Origin of the sequence: Streptomyces sp. NPDC005898 (genome assembly GCF_040629635.1) — a bacterium.
Taxonomy (GTDB): domain Bacteria; phylum Actinomycetota; class Actinomycetes; order Streptomycetales; family Streptomycetaceae; genus Streptomyces.
This window is the reverse complement of record NZ_JBEXWC010000008.1, coordinates 84267-100525: the sequence shown is the minus strand read 5'-3', so window position 1 is coordinate 100525 and position 16259 is coordinate 84267. Positions and strand designations below refer to the sequence as shown.

Below are 16259 nucleotides of genomic sequence, written 5' to 3'. Positions count from 1 at the left end.
AAGGGGTGGGACGAGATGGACAGTAGGACCATGCGGCGCACGGGCCGGTCGATCGCGGTGGCGGCCGCGCTGACGGGCCTCGCGGCCTGCGGATCGGGCGATGACACGAGCTCCGCCGACAAGGCTGGGGGGTCGAAGGACAAGGGCGGCATCAAGGTCAGTCCGATCGCCGCGCTGCGCAGCGTCGACTCCAGCACGGACGAGGCGGACACCGCGCGGGTCGAGGTGAGCACCGTGATGGGCTCGCAGATATCGACCGACATGAAGGGCGTCATGGGCTGGTCCGACGGCCTCACCGGCGATGTCCGGGCGACCATCACCGGCGGTACGCAGGCCGCGCAGATGAAGCAGCTCGGGCAGACCAGGATCGACTACCGCTACCTGAAGAACGGCTTCTACGCGAACATGGGCGACAAGTTCGCGGCCCAGGCGGGCGGGGGCAAGCACTGGATCGAGTACGACTACGAGACGCTGGAGGAGATGTCCGGCGCCGCGGGGACGGCCCTGAAGGACCAGGCGCAGAAGACCACGCCGAACCAGTCGGTGAAGATGCTGCTGGCCTCCGGCGACGTGCGGCGCGTCGGCAAGGAGAAGGTCCGGGGGACCGAGACGACCCATTACCGGGGGACCGTCGACATCGCCGACTTCACCGGCAAGAACGCCGACCTGGACGAGCGCCGGCTGACGGAGCTGAAGGAGCAGTTCCGGCAGGCCGGGATGAGCACCGAGACGATCGACCTCTGGGTCGACGGCGACAACCTGCTCGTGAAGAAGGTCGAGAAGGCGGACATGAAGACCGGGGCCTTCTCCCAGACCGCCTACTACAGCGACTACGGCACGCCCCTGTCCGTCGAGAAGCCGCCGGCCTCGGACACCGTGAGCTTCAAGGACCTGATGAACAAGCAGCCCGCCGGATGACCCGCGGGCCGGGGTCCGGCCTCTCCGGTACTCTCAGCTACCGGAAAAGGGTATCGATCATATGTTCCTAGGGGTGGGGTCATGACTGTTGGCGTGATGGGTGGAGGCCGGGGACGGCGCGTGGTGGGCGGCGCCTTCGCCACCGTGCTGCTCTGTACCGGGGCGGTGGCCTGCTCGGGTGGGGACGGGAAGTCGGACAAGGCGGGCGCGGGCGAGACGCAGACCCGCTCGCAGGTGACCGACGTCATCACGGCCGCGTACAAGAAGACCTCCGCCGCCAAGTCGGCCAAGGTCGAGATGACGATGTCGACCCCGCCCGGCAAGGCCGCCAAGGCGATGGGCGGCGCCGGCGAGATGAAGATGTCCGGTGTCATGGGCTGGGACCCGACCGTCATGGACGTGACGGTGAAGGGCTCCGCGCTCACGGAGGGTGATCCCGATGCCCCCAAGCAGGTCCGGATGCTCTGGCGCGACAACGTGATGTACATGGACATGGGCGCCGCCGCGGCCAAGGACATGGACGGCAAGCGCTGGATGAAGATGGACCTCAACTCCATCGCCGAGCAGGCCGGCGACGAGAAGCTCGCCCAGCAGATGACCGGCGGCCTGGACAGCATGAGCCAGGACCCCGCGCAGCAGCTCGCCATGCTCCTGGACTCGCCGAACCTCAAGCACCTGGGCTCCGCGAAGGTCGACGGCGTGCGGACCCAGCGCTACAAGGGCCGGCTCACCGTCAAGGAGATGATGGAGAGCAACAAGGAACTCAAGAAGGTCCTCGGCGAGAAGGAGCGCGATCAGCTCTTCAAGAACGTCGAGAAGTCGGGCATCAAGGGCTACGACACCGAGGTCTGGGTGAACGAGGACGACTACCCGGTCCGCATGGACATCGACATCAAGACCCCCGAGGGCACGGTCAAGACCTCGCAGACCTACTCCGACTACGGGGCGGCCGCGAAGGTCACGCCGCCGCCGGCCGGGCAGACGTTCGACCTGATGGAGATGTTCAAGGAGCTCGGCAAGAGCGGCGTCGGCGGTGGCGGCGGCGCCGAGGCCGGGACCGCGGCCGAGAGCGGCTTCTGACCGGATTTGCTTGACGAGGACCCGTTCGCGTACGCTTCCGAAGAAGCCAAAGACCGCTGGTCGTTGCTGTGTTCTCTCCCGAGTGTGCAGTGGCCGAAGGATCCGCTGAAACTGCGGACGACCCGCGTAGGTGACCGTGGAAGTGCTCCCGGACGGGATTCTCGTTCGGTGGAGCTCACGCCCCGTGCGCCTGCGCCGGGGCGTCTCGTTTTTCCCAGCCCCTTCTGAGCGGTCCTCATCACCCGGAAGGAGGCCGACGCTCATGCCGACGCCCGACAAGGCTGCCGCGGTAGCCGAGCTCACGGACAAGTTCCGCAGCTCGAACGCCGCCGTGCTGACCGAGTACCGGGGTCTCACCGTGGCCCAGCTCAAGCAGCTGCGCCGTTCCCTCGGTGCGAACTCCGAGTACGCCGTGGTGAAGAACACGCTGACCAAGATCGCGGCCAACGAGGCCGGGATCAACACGCTCGACGACCTGTTCACGGGTCCGACGGCGGTCGCCTTCGTCACCGGTGACCCGGTGGAGTCGGCGAAGGGTCTTCGTGACTTCGCCAAGGAGAACCCGAACCTCGTCATCAAGGGCGGTGTCCTTGACGGCAAGGCGCTGTCCGCCGACGAGATCAAGAAGCTTGCGGACCTCGAGTCCCGCGAGGTTCTGCTCGCCAAGCTGGCGGGCGCCATGAAGGGCAAGCAGTCCCAGGCTGCCGCGCTCTTCCAGGCGCTTCCCTCGAAGTTCGTCCGCACCGCGGAGGCGCTTCGTGCCAAGAAGGCCGAGCAGGGCGGTGCCGAGTAATTCGGCTCGCACACTGACCGCCGCCTGAGGCGACGGTCACAGCGGGCCAAACGTACGCCCGCCTCCAAATACACCCGGCACCTGCCGAATGAGTGGAAGGACGCCATCATGGCGAAGCTGTCCCAGGACGACCTGCTCGCGCAGTTCGAAGAGATGACCCTCATCGAGCTCTCCGAGTTCGTGAAGGCCTTCGAGGAGAAGTTCGACGTCACCGCCGCCGCCCCGGTCGCCGTTGCCGCCGGTGGCGCCGCTGCCGCCCCGGCCGAGGCCGAGGCCGAGCAGGACGAGTTCGACGTCATCCTCACGGGCGCCGGCGAGAAGAAGATCCAGGTCATCAAGGTCGTGCGTGAGCTGACCTCGCTGGGCCTGAAGGAGGCCAAGGACCTCGTCGACGGCACCCCGAAGCCGGTCCTCGAGAAGGTCGCCAAGGACGCCGCGGAGAAGGCTGCCGAGTCCCTCAAGGCCGCCGGCGCCTCCGTCGAGGTCAAGTGACCTCACGAGTCGTCTGACTCTCTTCACCGCACGTACGGCGGAAACGCTGTAACGCGCGGGACGCCAAGGGCGATCACCCATGTGGGTGGTCGCCTTTCGGCGTTCCCGGGACGTGCGCGAGGCCTGCCTTGCGATGTCGGTCCCGGCGAGTATGGTGATCTTCGTTGTGCCTCGGGACAGCCCGTGACGGTGAGTGTCCCAGGGCGACGTCTCGGCAGGGGGGCCTTGACGAACCGCACGCAGCGCGCAATTCTCAGGACGCGTCGTCACAACGATCCGCATCCGAGGCATGGATCGGCGGCGAAGAGGGCAGTATCGATGTGCATCGAGGGCGTGGCTTGCAGCAGGGGTTGAGAACAACGAGGGTCTCCCAGAACCCGCACTGGACATCAGTGGGCCAACTGGCTACACTGACCCTTTGCGCTGCCTGTTAGCTGCCTCCTGCCCGTCACCAGGGGCATGACCATGCTTGAGCACAGTGGACCGAAGCTTCCCTGACCTGGCCGAACAGCCAAGTCAGGAGGGCCTGTCCCTGTGTCCCGCCTGGGACCGGTACGCGCGTAGTGAGTCCGAGCCCTCGGAAGGACCCCCTCTTGGCCGCCTCGCGCACTGCCTCGACCGCGAATACGAACAACGGCGCCAGCACCGCCCCGCTGCGCATTTCCTTTGCAAAGATCAAGGAGCCCCTCGAGGTTCCGAACCTTCTTGCGCTGCAGACCGAGAGCTTTGACTGGCTGCTCGGCAACGACGCGTGGAAGGCTCGTGTCGAGGCGGCTCTTGAAAGCGGACAGGACGTCCCCACCAAGTCCGGTCTGGAGGAGATCTTCGAGGAGATCTCCCCGATCGAGGACTTCTCCGGGTCGATGTCCCTGACGTTCCGCGACCACCGTTTCGAGCCTCCGAAGAACTCGATCGACGAGTGCAAGGAGCGCGACTTCACGTTCGCCGCCCCGCTCTTCGTCACCGCCGAGTTCACCAACAACGAGACCGGCGAGATCAAGTCCCAGACGGTCTTCATGGGCGACTTCCCGCTCATGACCAACAAGGGCACCTTCGTCATCAACGGCACCGAGCGTGTCGTCGTGTCGCAGCTGGTCCGCTCGCCGGGTGTCTACTTCGATTCCTCGATCGACAAGACGTCCGACAAGGACATCTTCTCCGCCAAGATCATCCCGTCCCGGGGTGCCTGGCTGGAGATGGAGATCGACAAGCGCGACATGGTCGGTGTCCGCATCGACCGCAAGCGCAAGCAGTCGGTCACCGTTCTGCTCAAGGCTCTCGGTTGGACGACCGAGCAGATCCTGGAGGAGTTCGGCGAGTACGAGTCCATGCGCGCCACCCTGGAGAAGGACCACACCCAGGGCCAGGACGACGCGCTGCTCGACATCTACCGCAAGCTCCGTCCGGGCGAGCCGCCGACCCGTGAGGCCGCTCAGACGCTGCTCGAGAACCTCTACTTCAACCCCAAGCGCTACGACCTCGCGAAGGTCGGCCGCTACAAGGTCAACAAGAAGCTGGGTGCGGACGCTCCGCTCGACGCGGGCATCCTCACGGTCGAGGACATCATCGCCTCGATCAAGTACCTGGTGAAGCTGCACGCCGGTGAGACCGAGACCGTTGGCGACAGCGGCACGTCGATCGTCGTCGAGACCGACGACATCGACCACTTCGGCAACCGCCGTCTGCGCAACGTCGGCGAGCTCATCCAGAACCAGGTCCGCACGGGTCTGGCTCGTATGGAGCGCGTCGTCCGCGAGCGCATGACGACCCAGGACGTCGAGGCGATCACGCCGCAGACCCTGATCAACATCCGGCCGGTCGTCGCCTCCATCAAGGAGTTCTTCGGCACCAGCCAGCTGTCGCAGTTCATGGACCAGAACAACCCGCTGTCGGGTCTCACCCACAAGCGCCGTCTGTCGGCGCTCGGCCCGGGTGGTCTCTCCCGTGAGCGGGCCGGCTTCGAGGTCCGTGACGTGCACCCGTCCCACTACGGCCGCATGTGCCCGATCGAGACGCCCGAAGGCCCGAACATCGGTCTGATCGGTTCGCTCGCCTCCTACGGCCGCGTCAACGCGTTCGGCTTCGTCGAGACGCCGTACCGCAAGGTCGTCGAGGGTCAGGTCACCGACGACGTCGACTACCTGACGGCCGACGAGGAGGACCGCTTCGTCATCGCGCAGGCCAACGCGCCGCTGACGGACGACCTCCACTTCGCCGAGGCCCGCGTCCTGATCCGCCGCCGTGGCGGAGAGATCGACTACGTGCCCGGCACGGACGTCGACTACATGGACGTCTCGCCGCGCCAGATGGTGTCCGTCGCGACCGCGATGATCCCCTTCCTGGAGCACGACGACGCCAACCGCGCGCTCATGGGCGCGAACATGATGCGTCAGGCCGTGCCGCTGATCACCGCCGAGGCCCCCCTCGTCGGCACCGGCATGGAGTACCGCTGCGCGGTCGACGCCGGTGACGTGATCAAGGCCGAGAAGGCGGGTGTGGTCCAGGAGGTCTCCGCGGACTACGTCACCGTCACCAACGACGACGGCACGTACACCACGTACCGCATCGCCAAGTTCTCCCGGTCGAACCAGGGCACCTCCGTCAACCAGAAGGTTGTCGTCGACGAGGGCGCCCGCGTGGTCGAGGGCCAGGTCCTGGCCGACGGTCCCGCGACCGAAGAGGGCGAGATGGCCCTCGGCAAGAACCTGCTCGTGGCGTTCATGCCGTGGGAGGGTCACAACTACGAGGACGCGATCATCCTGTCGCAGCGCCTCGTGCAGGACGACGTCCTCTCCTCGATCCACATCGAGGAGCACGAGGTCGACGCCCGTGACACCAAGCTCGGCCCGGAGGAGATCACCCGGGACATCCCGAACGTCTCCGAGGAGGTCCTCGCCGACCTCGACGAGCGCGGCATCATCCGCATCGGTGCCGAGGTCGTCGCCGGCGACATCCTCGTCGGCAAGGTCACGCCCAAGGGCGAGACCGAGCTGACCCCCGAGGAGCGCCTGCTCCGCGCGATCTTCGGTGAGAAGGCGCGCGAGGTGCGCGACACCTCGCTGAAGGTGCCGCACGGCGAGATCGGCAAGGTCATCGGCGTCCGCGTCTTCGACCGCGAAGAGGGCGACGAGCTGCCGCCGGGCGTGAACCAGCTGGTCCGCGTCTACGTGGCGCAGAAGCGCAAGATCACCGACGGTGACAAGCTCGCCGGCCGCCACGGCAACAAGGGCGTCATCTCCAAGATCCTGCCGATCGAGGACATGCCGTTCCTGGAGGACGGCACCCCGGTCGACATCATCCTCAACCCGCTGGGTGTCCCGTCCCGAATGAACCCGGGACAGGTCCTGGAGATCCACCTCGGCTGGCTCGCCAGCCGCGGCTGGGACGTCTCCGGCCTCGCGGACGAGTGGGCGCAGCGCCTGCAGGCCATCGGCGCCGACAAGGTCGACCCGGGCACGAACGTCGCCACCCCCGTCTTCGACGGTGCGCGTGAGGACGAGCTGGCCGGTCTGCTCCAGCACACCATCCCGAACCGCGACGGCGAGCGCATGGTGCTCCCGACCGGCAAGGCGCGCCTGTTCGACGGCCGCTCCGGCGAGCCGTTCCCGGACCCGATCTCGGTCGGGTACATGTACATCCTCAAGCTGCACCACCTGGTCGACGACAAGCTGCACGCCCGTTCGACCGGCCCGTACTCGATGATCACCCAGCAGCCGCTGGGTGGTAAGGCGCAGTTCGGTGGTCAGCGCTTCGGCGAGATGGAGGTGTGGGCGCTTGAGGCTTATGGCGCCGCGTACGCCCTTCAGGAGCTCCTGACGATCAAGTCCGACGACGTCACCGGCCGCGTGAAGGTCTACGAGGCCATCGTCAAGGGCGAGAACATCCCCGAGCCCGGCATTCCCGAGTCCTTCAAGGTGCTCATCAAGGAAATGCAGTCGCTCTGCCTCAACGTGGAGGTGCTGTCCTCGGACGGCATGTCCATCGAGATGCGCGACACCGACGAGGACGTCTTCCGCGCGGCGGAGGAGCTCGGTATCGACCTGTCCCGGCGCGAGCCGAGCAGCGTCGAAGAGGTCTGACGGGAGTCCGGCCGGGCTCGTCATGAGCCCGGCCGGCCCCAGGACCCCCGTATCAGACCCCATGACTTACAACCCTGAGAGGGATTGACGCATAGTGCTCGACGTCAACTTCTTCGATGAGCTCCGGATCGGTCTGGCGACCGCTGACGACATCCGTCAGTGGAGCCACGGCGAGGTCAAGAAGCCCGAGACCATCAACTACCGCACGCTCAAGCCCGAGAAGGACGGACTCTTCTGCGAGAAGATCTTCGGTCCGACCCGGGACTGGGAGTGCTACTGCGGCAAGTACAAGCGTGTCCGCTTCAAGGGCATCATCTGTGAGCGCTGCGGCGTGGAGGTCACGCGCGCCAAGGTGCGCCGTGAGCGGATGGGCCACATCGAACTGGCCGCCCCGGTCACCCACATCTGGTACTTCAAGGGCGTCCCGTCGCGCCTCGGTTACCTCCTCGACCTCGCCCCGAAGGACCTCGAGAAGGTCATCTACTTCGCGGCGTACATGATCACGTTCGTGGACGAGGAGCGTCGTACCCGCGACCTGCCGTCCCTGGAGGCGCACGTCTCCGTAGAGCGTCAGCAGATCGAGAACCGACGCGACTCCGACCTGGAGGCCCGCGCCAAGAAGCTCGAGACCGACCTGGCCGAGCTCGAGGCCGAGGGTGCCAAGGCCGACGTGCGCCGCAAGGTGCGCGAGGGCGCCGAGCGCGAGATGAAGCAGCTGCGCGACCGTGCGCAGCGCGAGATCGACCGTCTCGACGAGGTGTGGAGCCGCTTCAAGAACCTCAAGGTCCAGGACCTGGAGGGCGACGAGCTGCTCTACCGCGAGCTGCGTGACCGCTTCGGCACGTACTTCGACGGCTCCATGGGTGCCGCCGCTCTGCAGAAGCGCCTGGAGTCCTTCGACCTGGAGGAGGAGGCCGAGCGCCTCCGCGAGATCATCCGCACCGGCAAGGGCCAGAAGAAGACCCGTGCGCTCAAGCGCCTCAAGGTCGTCTCCGCGTTCCTGCAGACGTCCAACAGCCCCAAGGGCATGGTGCTCGACTGCGTGCCGGTCATCCCGCCGGACCTGCGTCCGATGGTGCAGCTGGACGGTGGCCGCTTCGCGACCTCCGACCTGAACGACCTGTACCGCCGCGTGATCAACCGCAACAACCGCCTGAAGCGCCTTCTCGACCTCGGTGCGCCCGAGATCATCGTGAACAACGAGAAGCGCATGCTCCAGGAGGCGGTCGACGCCCTCTTCGACAACGGCCGCCGCGGCCGCCCGGTCACGGGCCCCGGCAACCGTCCGCTGAAGTCCCTGAGCGACATGCTCAAGGGCAAGCAGGGTCGATTCCGTCAGAACCTCCTCGGCAAGCGTGTGGACTACTCCGCGCGTTCCGTGATCGTCGTCGGTCCGCAGCTGAAGCTGCACCAGTGCGGTCTGCCCAAGGCCATGGCGCTGGAGCTCTTCAAGCCGTTCGTGATGAAGCGCCTGGTCGACCTGAACCACGCGCAGAACATCAAGAGCGCCAAGCGCATGGTCGAGCGCGGCCGCACGGTGGTCTACGACGTCCTCGAAGAGGTCATCGCGGAGCACCCGGTGCTGCTGAACCGTGCGCCCACGCTGCACCGCCTCGGCATCCAGGCCTTCGAGCCGCAGCTGGTCGAGGGCAAGGCCATCCAGATCCACCCGCTCGTGTGCACCGCGTTCAACGCGGACTTCGACGGTGACCAGATGGCCGTCCACCTGCCGCTCTCCGCGGAGGCGCAGGCCGAGGCCCGCATCCTGATGCTGTCCTCGAACAACATCCTGAAGCCCGCCGACGGCCGTCCGGTGACGATGCCGACCCAGGACATGGTCCTCGGTCTGTTCTTCCTCACCACCGACGGCGAGCTGCGGGACACCAAGGGCGAGGGCCGCGCGTTCGGTTCCACCGCCGAGGCGATGATGGCGTTCGACGCCGGCGAGCTCGCGCTCCAGTCGACCGTCGACATCCGCTTCCCGGTGGGCACCATCCCGCCGCGCGGCTGGACCCCGCCGGTCAGCGCCGAGGGCGAGGACTTCGGCGACGAGCGCGCCTACCAGCCGGGCGACAGCTTCCGGCTGCGTACGTCGCTGGGCCGCGCGCTCTTCAACGAGCTGCTGCCCGAGGACTACCCCTTCGTCGACTACTCGGTCGGCAAGAAGCAGCTCTCCGAGATCGTCAACGACCTCGCCGAGCGCTACCCCAAGGTCATCGTGGCGGCGACGCTCGACAACCTGAAGGCGGCGGGCTTCTACTGGGCGACCCGTTCCGGCGTCACCGTGGCCATCTCCGACGTCGTCGTGCCCGAGGCCAAGAAGGCCATCGTCAAGGGCTACGAGGAGCAGGACGAGAAGGTCCAGAAGCAGTACGAGCGCGGTCTGATCACCAAGGACGAGCGCACGCAGGAGCTCATCGCGATCTGGACCAAGGCGACCAACGAGGTCGCCGAGGCGATGAACGCGAACTTCCCCAAGACGAACCCCATCTTCATGATGGTTGACTCGGGTGCCCGAGGAAACATGATGCAGATGCGTCAGATCGCCGGTATGCGTGGTCTGGTGTCGAACGCGAAGAACGAGACCATCCCGCGTCCGATCAAGGCCTCGTTCCGTGAGGGCCTGACCGTTCTCGAGTACTTCATCTCCACCCACGGTGCCCGTAAGGGTCTGGCGGACACGGCTCTGCGTACCGCCGACTCCGGTTACCTCACCCGTCGTCTGGTCGACGTCTCCCAGGACGTCATCATTCGCGAGGAGGACTGCGGCACCGAGCGCGGCCTGAAGCTGAAGATCGCGGTCAAGGGCGAGGACGGTGTGCTCCGCAAGACGGAGAACGTCGAGACCTCGGTCTACGCCCGCATGCTGGCCGAGGACGTCGTCATCGACGGCAAGGTCATCGCGCCGGCCAACGTGGACCTCGGTGACGTGCTCATCGACGCCCTGGTCGCCAACGGCGTCGAGGAGGTCAAGACCCGCTCGGTCCTGACCTGTGAGTCCGCGGTCGGCACCTGTGCCTTCTGCTACGGCCGCTCGCTCGCCACCGGCAAGCTGGTCGACATCGGTGAGGCGGTCGGCATCATCGCCGCCCAGTCCATCGGTGAGCCCGGTACCCAGCTGACGATGCGTACCTTCCACACCGGTGGTGTGGCCGGTGACGACATCACCCAGGGTCTGCCCCGTGTCGTCGAGCTCTTCGAGGCTCGTACGCCGAAGGGTGTCGCCCCGATCTCCGAGGCCGCGGGCCGTGTCCGCATCGAGGAGACCGAGAAGACCAAGAAGATCGTCGTCACCCCGGACGACGGCAGCGACGAGACGGCGTTCCCGATCTCGAAGCGTGCCAAGGTCCTGGTGCGTGAGGGTGACCACGTCGAGGTGGGCCAGAAGCTCACCTTCGGTGCCACCAACCCGCACGACGTGCTGCGGATCCTCGGTCAGCGCGCGGTCCAGGTCCACCTGGTCGGCGAAGTCCAGAAGGTCTACAACAGCCAGGGTGTGTCGATCCACGACAAGCACATCGAGATCATCATCCGGCAGATGCTGCGCCGCGTGACGATCATCGAGTCCGGCGACGCGGAGCTGCTGCCGGGCGAGCTGGTCGAGCGTTCGAAGTTCGAGACCGAGAACCGTCGTGTGGTCACCGAGGGCGGTCACCCCGCCTCCGGCCGTCCGCAGCTGATGGGTATCACCAAGGCCTCGCTGGCGACGGAATCCTGGCTGTCGGCCGCCTCCTTCCAGGAGACGACCCGAGTCCTGACGGACGCGGCGATCAACGCCAAGTCCGACAGCCTCATCGGCCTCAAGGAGAACGTCATCATCGGTAAGCTCATCCCGGCCGGTACGGGTCTGTCCCGCTACCGCAACATCCGGGTGGAGCCGACCGAGGAGGCCAAGGCGGCGATGTACTCGGCCGTCGGCTACGACGACATCGACTACTCCCCGTTCGGCACGGGCTCCGGCCAGGCCGTCCCGCTGGAGGACTACGACTACGGTCCGTACAACCAGTAGGAACCAGGTCCACTGAAGGGCGCCCACCCCGCATCGCGCGGGGCGGGCGCCTTTTGGCGTTGCCGGCCGCCCGTGCCCCTGTCGGATGGTCGTCTTCACGGCCCTCCACGGGGCCTACGCGGCTACCCCGCACCCCGGTCGAGGGCAGGCCGCGCACCGCGCTCTTCGTGGGCGCTCGGCTGTCCCTGGGCCTCGTCCTGCGGAAGCCCCCGGCCGGAGGATGCCGAATTGATCAAGGGCTTTCTGTGGCGGTCCTGATCCGTCGGATGCCCGGCGTGTCGGGCTCCATCGCATTTGTTTTGACCAGACTCGATGAGGTAGGTACGCTCAGACCTTGTGCCTGGGGTGTGCCTGGGCTCGTGCGCGTGTCTTCAACCGCATCGCGAGTCCGTCAACAAGGCCACCGCAATCTGCGCCCCTCTCCGCTTGGCGGCGGGAGTCCGCAGCATTCGACACACCCGACCGCGTGGGTCGGGGACGTTCCAGGTTAGCTTTACTATTCGGCACACAGAAACCGGAGAAGTAGTGCCTACGATCCAGCAGCTGGTCCGCAAGGGCCGGCAGGACAAGGTCGAGAAGAACAAGACGCCCGCACTCGAGGGTTCGCCCCAGCGCCGTGGCGTCTGCACGCGTGTGTTCACGACCACCCCGAAGAAGCCGAACTCGGCCCTCCGTAAGGTCGCGCGTGTGCGTCTGACCTCCGGGATCGAGGTCACGGCCTACATTCCGGGTGAGGGACACAACCTGCAGGAGCACTCCATCGTGCTCGTGCGTGGTGGCCGTGTGAAGGACCTGCCTGGTGTTCGTTACAAGATCATCCGCGGTTCCCTCGACACCCAGGGTGTCAAGAACCGCAAGCAGGCCCGCAGCCGCTACGGCGCCAAGAAGGAGAAGTAAGAATGCCTCGTAAGGGCCCCGCCCCGAAGCGCCCGGTCATCATCGACCCGGTCTACGGTTCTCCTCTGGTGACCTCCCTCATCAACAAGGTGCTGCTGAACGGCAAGCGCTCCACCGCCGAGCGCATCGTGTACGGCGCCATGGAGGGCCTGCGCGAGAAGACCGGCAACGACCCGGTCATCACGCTGAAGCGCGCGCTCGAGAACATCAAGCCGACCCTCGAGGTCAAGTCCCGCCGTGTCGGTGGCGCGACCTACCAGGTCCCGATCGAGGTCAAGCCGGGCCGTGCGAACACGCTCGCCCTGCGCTGGCTGGTCGGTTACTCCCGCGCCCGTCGCGAGAAGACCATGACCGAGCGTCTGCTCAACGAGCTCCTCGACGCCTCCAACGGCCTCGGTGCCGCTGTGAAGAAGCGCGAGGACACCCACAAGATGGCCGAGTCCAACAAGGCCTTCGCGCACTACCGCTGGTAGTCGCTACCCACATCGAGACCGAGAGAAGACTGAGCCGACATGGCTACCACTTCACTTGACCTGGCCAAGGTGCGCAACATCGGCATCATGGCTCACATCGACGCGGGCAAGACGACGACCACCGAGCGGATCCTGTTCTACACCGGTGTCTCGTACAAGATCGGTGAGGTCCACGACGGCGCCGCCACGATGGACTGGATGGAGCAGGAGCAGGAGCGTGGCATCACGATCACCTCTGCTGCCACCACCTGTCACTGGCCGCTGAACGACGTCGACCACACCATCAACATCATCGACACCCCGGGCCACGTCGACTTCACCGTCGAGGTGGAGCGTTCGCTCCGCGTGCTCGACGGTGCCGTGACGGTGTTCGACGGTGTCGCCGGCGTTGAGCCCCAGTCCGAGACCGTGTGGCGTCAGGCGGACCGCTACGGCGTCCCGCGCATCTGCTTCGTCAACAAGCTCGACCGCACGGGTGCCGAGTTCCACCGCTGCGTCGACATGATCGTCGACCGCCTCGGTGCGACCCCCCTCGTCATGCAGCTGCCCATCGGCGCAGAGGCTGACTTCAAGGGCGTCGTCGACCTCGTCACCATGAAGGCCTTCGTCTGGTCCGCCGAGACCAAGATGGGCGAGGCCTACGACATCGTCGACATCCCCGACACGCACACCGAGGCTGCCGAGGAGTACCGCGGCAAGCTGCTCGAGGCCGTCGCGGAGAACGACGAAGAGATGATGGAGCTGTACCTCGAGGGCCAGGAGCCCTCGGTGGACCAGCTGTACGCGGCGATCCGTCGCATCACCATCGCCTCCGGCAAGGGCGGCGACACCACCGTCACCCCCGTCTTCTGCGGTACCGCGTTCAAGAACAAGGGCGTCCAGCCCCTGCTCGACGCGGTCGTGCGCTACCTGCCCTCCCCCCTGGACGTCGAGGCCATCGAGGGCCACGACGTCAAGGACCCGGAGCTGGTCGTCAAGCGCAAGCCGTCGGACGACGAGCCGCTGTCGGCCCTCGCGTTCAAGATCGCGAGCGACCCGCACCTGGGCAAGCTCACCTTCGTCCGGATCTACTCCGGTCGCCTGGACGCCGGCACCGCGGTGCTGAACTCCGTCAAGGGCAAGAAGGAGCGCATCGGCAAGATCTACCGCATGCACGCGAACAAGCGTGAGGAGATCGACTCGGTGGGCGCCGGCGACATCGTCGCCGTCATGGGCCTGAAGCAGACCACCACCGGTGAGACGCTGAGCGACGACAAGAACCCGGTGATCCTGGAGTCCATGGACTTCCCGGCGCCGGTCATCGAGGTCGCCATCGAGCCCAAGTCCAAGGGCGACCAGGAGAAGCTGGGTGTCGCCATCCAGCGTCTCTCGGAGGAGGACCCCTCCTTCCGCGTGCACTCGGACGAGGAGACCGGCCAGACCATCATCGGTGGTATGGGCGAGCTTCACCTCGAGGTGCTCGTCGACCGCATGAAGCGCGAGTTCCGCGTCGAGGCGAACGTCGGCAAGCCGCAGGTGGCCTACCGCGAGACGATCCGCAAGGCCGTCGAGCGCGTGGACTTCACCCACAAGAAGCAGACCGGTGGTACCGGTCAGTTCGCGAAGGTGCAGATCGCGATCGAGCCCATCGAGGGCGGCGACGCGTCGTACGAGTTCGTGAACAAGGTCACCGGTGGCCGCATCCCCAAGGAGTACATCCCTTCGGTGGACGCGGGTGCTCAGGAGGCCATGCAGTTCGGCATCCTGGCGGGCTACGAGATGACGGGCGTCCGCGTCACGCTCATCGACGGCGCCTACCACGAGGTCGACTCCTCCGAGCTCGCCTTCAAGATCGCCGGTTCGCAGGCCTTCAAGGAGGCCGCGCGCAAGGCCAGCCCCGTGCTGCTCGAGCCGATGATGGCCGTCGAGGTCACCACGCCCGAGGACTACATGGGCGATGTCATCGGTGACATCAACTCCCGCCGTGGCCAGATCCAGGCCATGGAGGAGCGCAGCGGCGCTCGCGTCGTGAAGGGCCTCGTGCCCCTCTCGGAGATGTTCGGCTACGTCGGAGACCTCCGCAGCAAGACGTCGGGTCGCGCAAGCTACTCAATGCAGTTCGACTCCTACGCCGAGGTTCCGCGGAACGTCGCCGAGGAGATCATCGCGAAGGCCAAGGGCGAGTAACTCACCCCAGTTAACGCTTTAGGCTTGACACCATCCGCCGGGGCTCGACCCCGCAGGGCAAGAACCCCGGCGGCTGGCTTCCCAGCAAAGATCACCTGGCGCCGATGAAGCAAGGCGTACAGAACCACTCCCAGGAGGACCCAGTGGCGAAGGCGAAGTTCGAGCGGACTAAGCCGCACGTCAACATCGGCACCATCGGTCACATTGACCACGGTAAGACGACCCTCACGGCCGCCATTACCAAGGTGCTGCACGACGCGTACCCCGACCTGAACGAGGCCTCGGCCTTCGACCAGATCGACAAGGCTCCCGAGGAGCGCCAGCGCGGTATCACGATCTCGATCGCGCACGTCGAGTACCAGACGGAGACCCGTCACTACGCCCACGTCGACTGCCCCGGTCACGCGGACTACATCAAGAACATGATCACGGGTGCGGCGCAGATGGACGGCGCCATCCTCGTGGTCGCCGCCACCGACGGCCCGATGCCGCAGACCAAGGAGCACGTGCTCCTGGCCCGCCAGGTCGGCGTTCCGTACATCGTCGTCGCCCTGAACAAGGCCGACATGGTGGACGACGAGGAGATCATGGAGCTCGTCGAGCTCGAGGTCCGTGAGCTCCTCTCCGAGTACGAGTTCCCGGGCGACGACCTCCCGGTCGTGCGTGTCTCGGCGCTCAAGGCGCTCGAGGGCGACAAGGAGTGGGGTGAGTCCGTCCTCAACCTGATGAAGGCTGTCGACGAGTCGATCCCGGAGCCCGAGCGCGACGTCGACAAGCCGTTCCTGATGCCGATCGAGGACGTCTTCACGATCACCGGTCGTGGCACCGTCGTCACCGGTCGTATCGAGCGTGGTGTCCTCAAGGTCAACGAGACCGTCGACATCATCGGCATCAAGACCGAGAAGACCACCACCACGGTCACCGGCATCGAGATGTTCCGCAAGCTGCTCGACGAGGGCCAGGCCGGTGAGAACGTCGGTCTGCTCCTCCGTGGCATCAAGCGCGAGGACGTCGAGCGCGGCCAGGTCATCATCAAGCCCGGTTCGGTCACGCCGCACACCGAGTTCGAGGCCCAGGCCTACATCCTGTCGAAGGACGAGGGTGGCCGTCACACCCCGTTCTTCAACAACTACCGCCCGCAGTTCTACTTCCGCACCACGGACGTGACCGGCGTCGTGACCCTCCCCGAGGGCACCGAGATGGTCATGCCGGGCGACAACACTGAGATGACCGTTGAGCTCATCCAGCCCGTCGCGATGGAAGAGGGCCTGAAGTTCGCCATCCGTGAGGGTGGCCGGACCGTCGGCGCCGGCCAGGTCACCAAGATCAACAAGTAAGCTTCCCGCTTGCTT

10 protein-coding genes are annotated in these 16259 nt (G+C 66.1%); all 10 read left to right on the top strand.

The genetic code is table 11. The features are described 5' to 3' along the window. Positions 1–15: 15 nt before the first annotated feature. The 10 genes from ABZ385_RS13760 (at position 16) to tuf (ending at position 16244) form a co-directional block, all read left to right on the top strand. The gene (locus ABZ385_RS13760) at positions 16–918 is read left to right on the top strand and encodes a hypothetical protein (RefSeq protein ID WP_358911414.1); all 903 of its coding nucleotides are present in this window, start codon (positions 16–18) and stop codon (positions 916–918) included. 81 nt (positions 919–999) lie between these two features. Then, complete coding sequence (locus tag ABZ385_RS13755) at positions 1000–1998, top strand: hypothetical protein (RefSeq protein WP_358577373.1); 999 nt, start codon at positions 1000–1002, stop codon at positions 1996–1998. Positions 1999–2260: 262 nt separating this feature from the next. Further along, complete coding sequence (rplJ, locus tag ABZ385_RS13750) at positions 2261–2791, top strand: 50S ribosomal protein L10 (RefSeq protein WP_030782600.1); 531 nt, start codon at positions 2261–2263, stop codon at positions 2789–2791. Positions 2792–2899: 108 nt separating this feature from the next. Then, entirely contained in the window at positions 2900–3283 is a 384-nt protein-coding gene (gene rplL / locus ABZ385_RS13745; protein WP_005313624.1) for a 50S ribosomal protein L7/L12, read from the top strand. Between the two features lie 593 nt (positions 3284–3876). Beyond that, entirely contained in the window at positions 3877–7362 is a 3486-nt protein-coding gene (gene rpoB / locus ABZ385_RS13740; RefSeq protein ID WP_358577375.1) for a DNA-directed RNA polymerase subunit beta, read from the top strand. Between the two features lie 94 nt (positions 7363–7456). Then, entirely contained in the window at positions 7457–11371 is a 3915-nt protein-coding gene (locus ABZ385_RS13735; RefSeq protein ID WP_358577377.1) for a DNA-directed RNA polymerase subunit beta', read from the top strand. A gap of 525 nt (positions 11372–11896) precedes the next feature. Then, on the top strand, positions 11897–12268 hold the full coding sequence (gene rpsL / locus ABZ385_RS13730) for a 30S ribosomal protein S12 (protein WP_003948652.1): 372 nt from the start codon (positions 11897–11899) through the stop codon (positions 12266–12268). Between the two features lie 2 nt (positions 12269–12270). Next, on the top strand, positions 12271–12741 hold the full coding sequence (gene rpsG / locus ABZ385_RS13725; protein ID WP_003974303.1) for a 30S ribosomal protein S7: 471 nt from the start codon (positions 12271–12273) through the stop codon (positions 12739–12741). A gap of 39 nt (positions 12742–12780) precedes the next feature. Beyond that, entirely contained in the window at positions 12781–14907 is a 2127-nt protein-coding gene (fusA, locus tag ABZ385_RS13720) for an elongation factor G (RefSeq protein ID WP_358577379.1), read from the top strand. 143 nt (positions 14908–15050) lie between these two features. After that, the gene (gene tuf / locus ABZ385_RS13715) at positions 15051–16244 is read left to right on the top strand and encodes an elongation factor Tu (RefSeq protein WP_358577467.1); all 1194 of its coding nucleotides are present in this window, start codon (positions 15051–15053) and stop codon (positions 16242–16244) included. Positions 16245–16259: the final 15 nt, after the last annotated feature.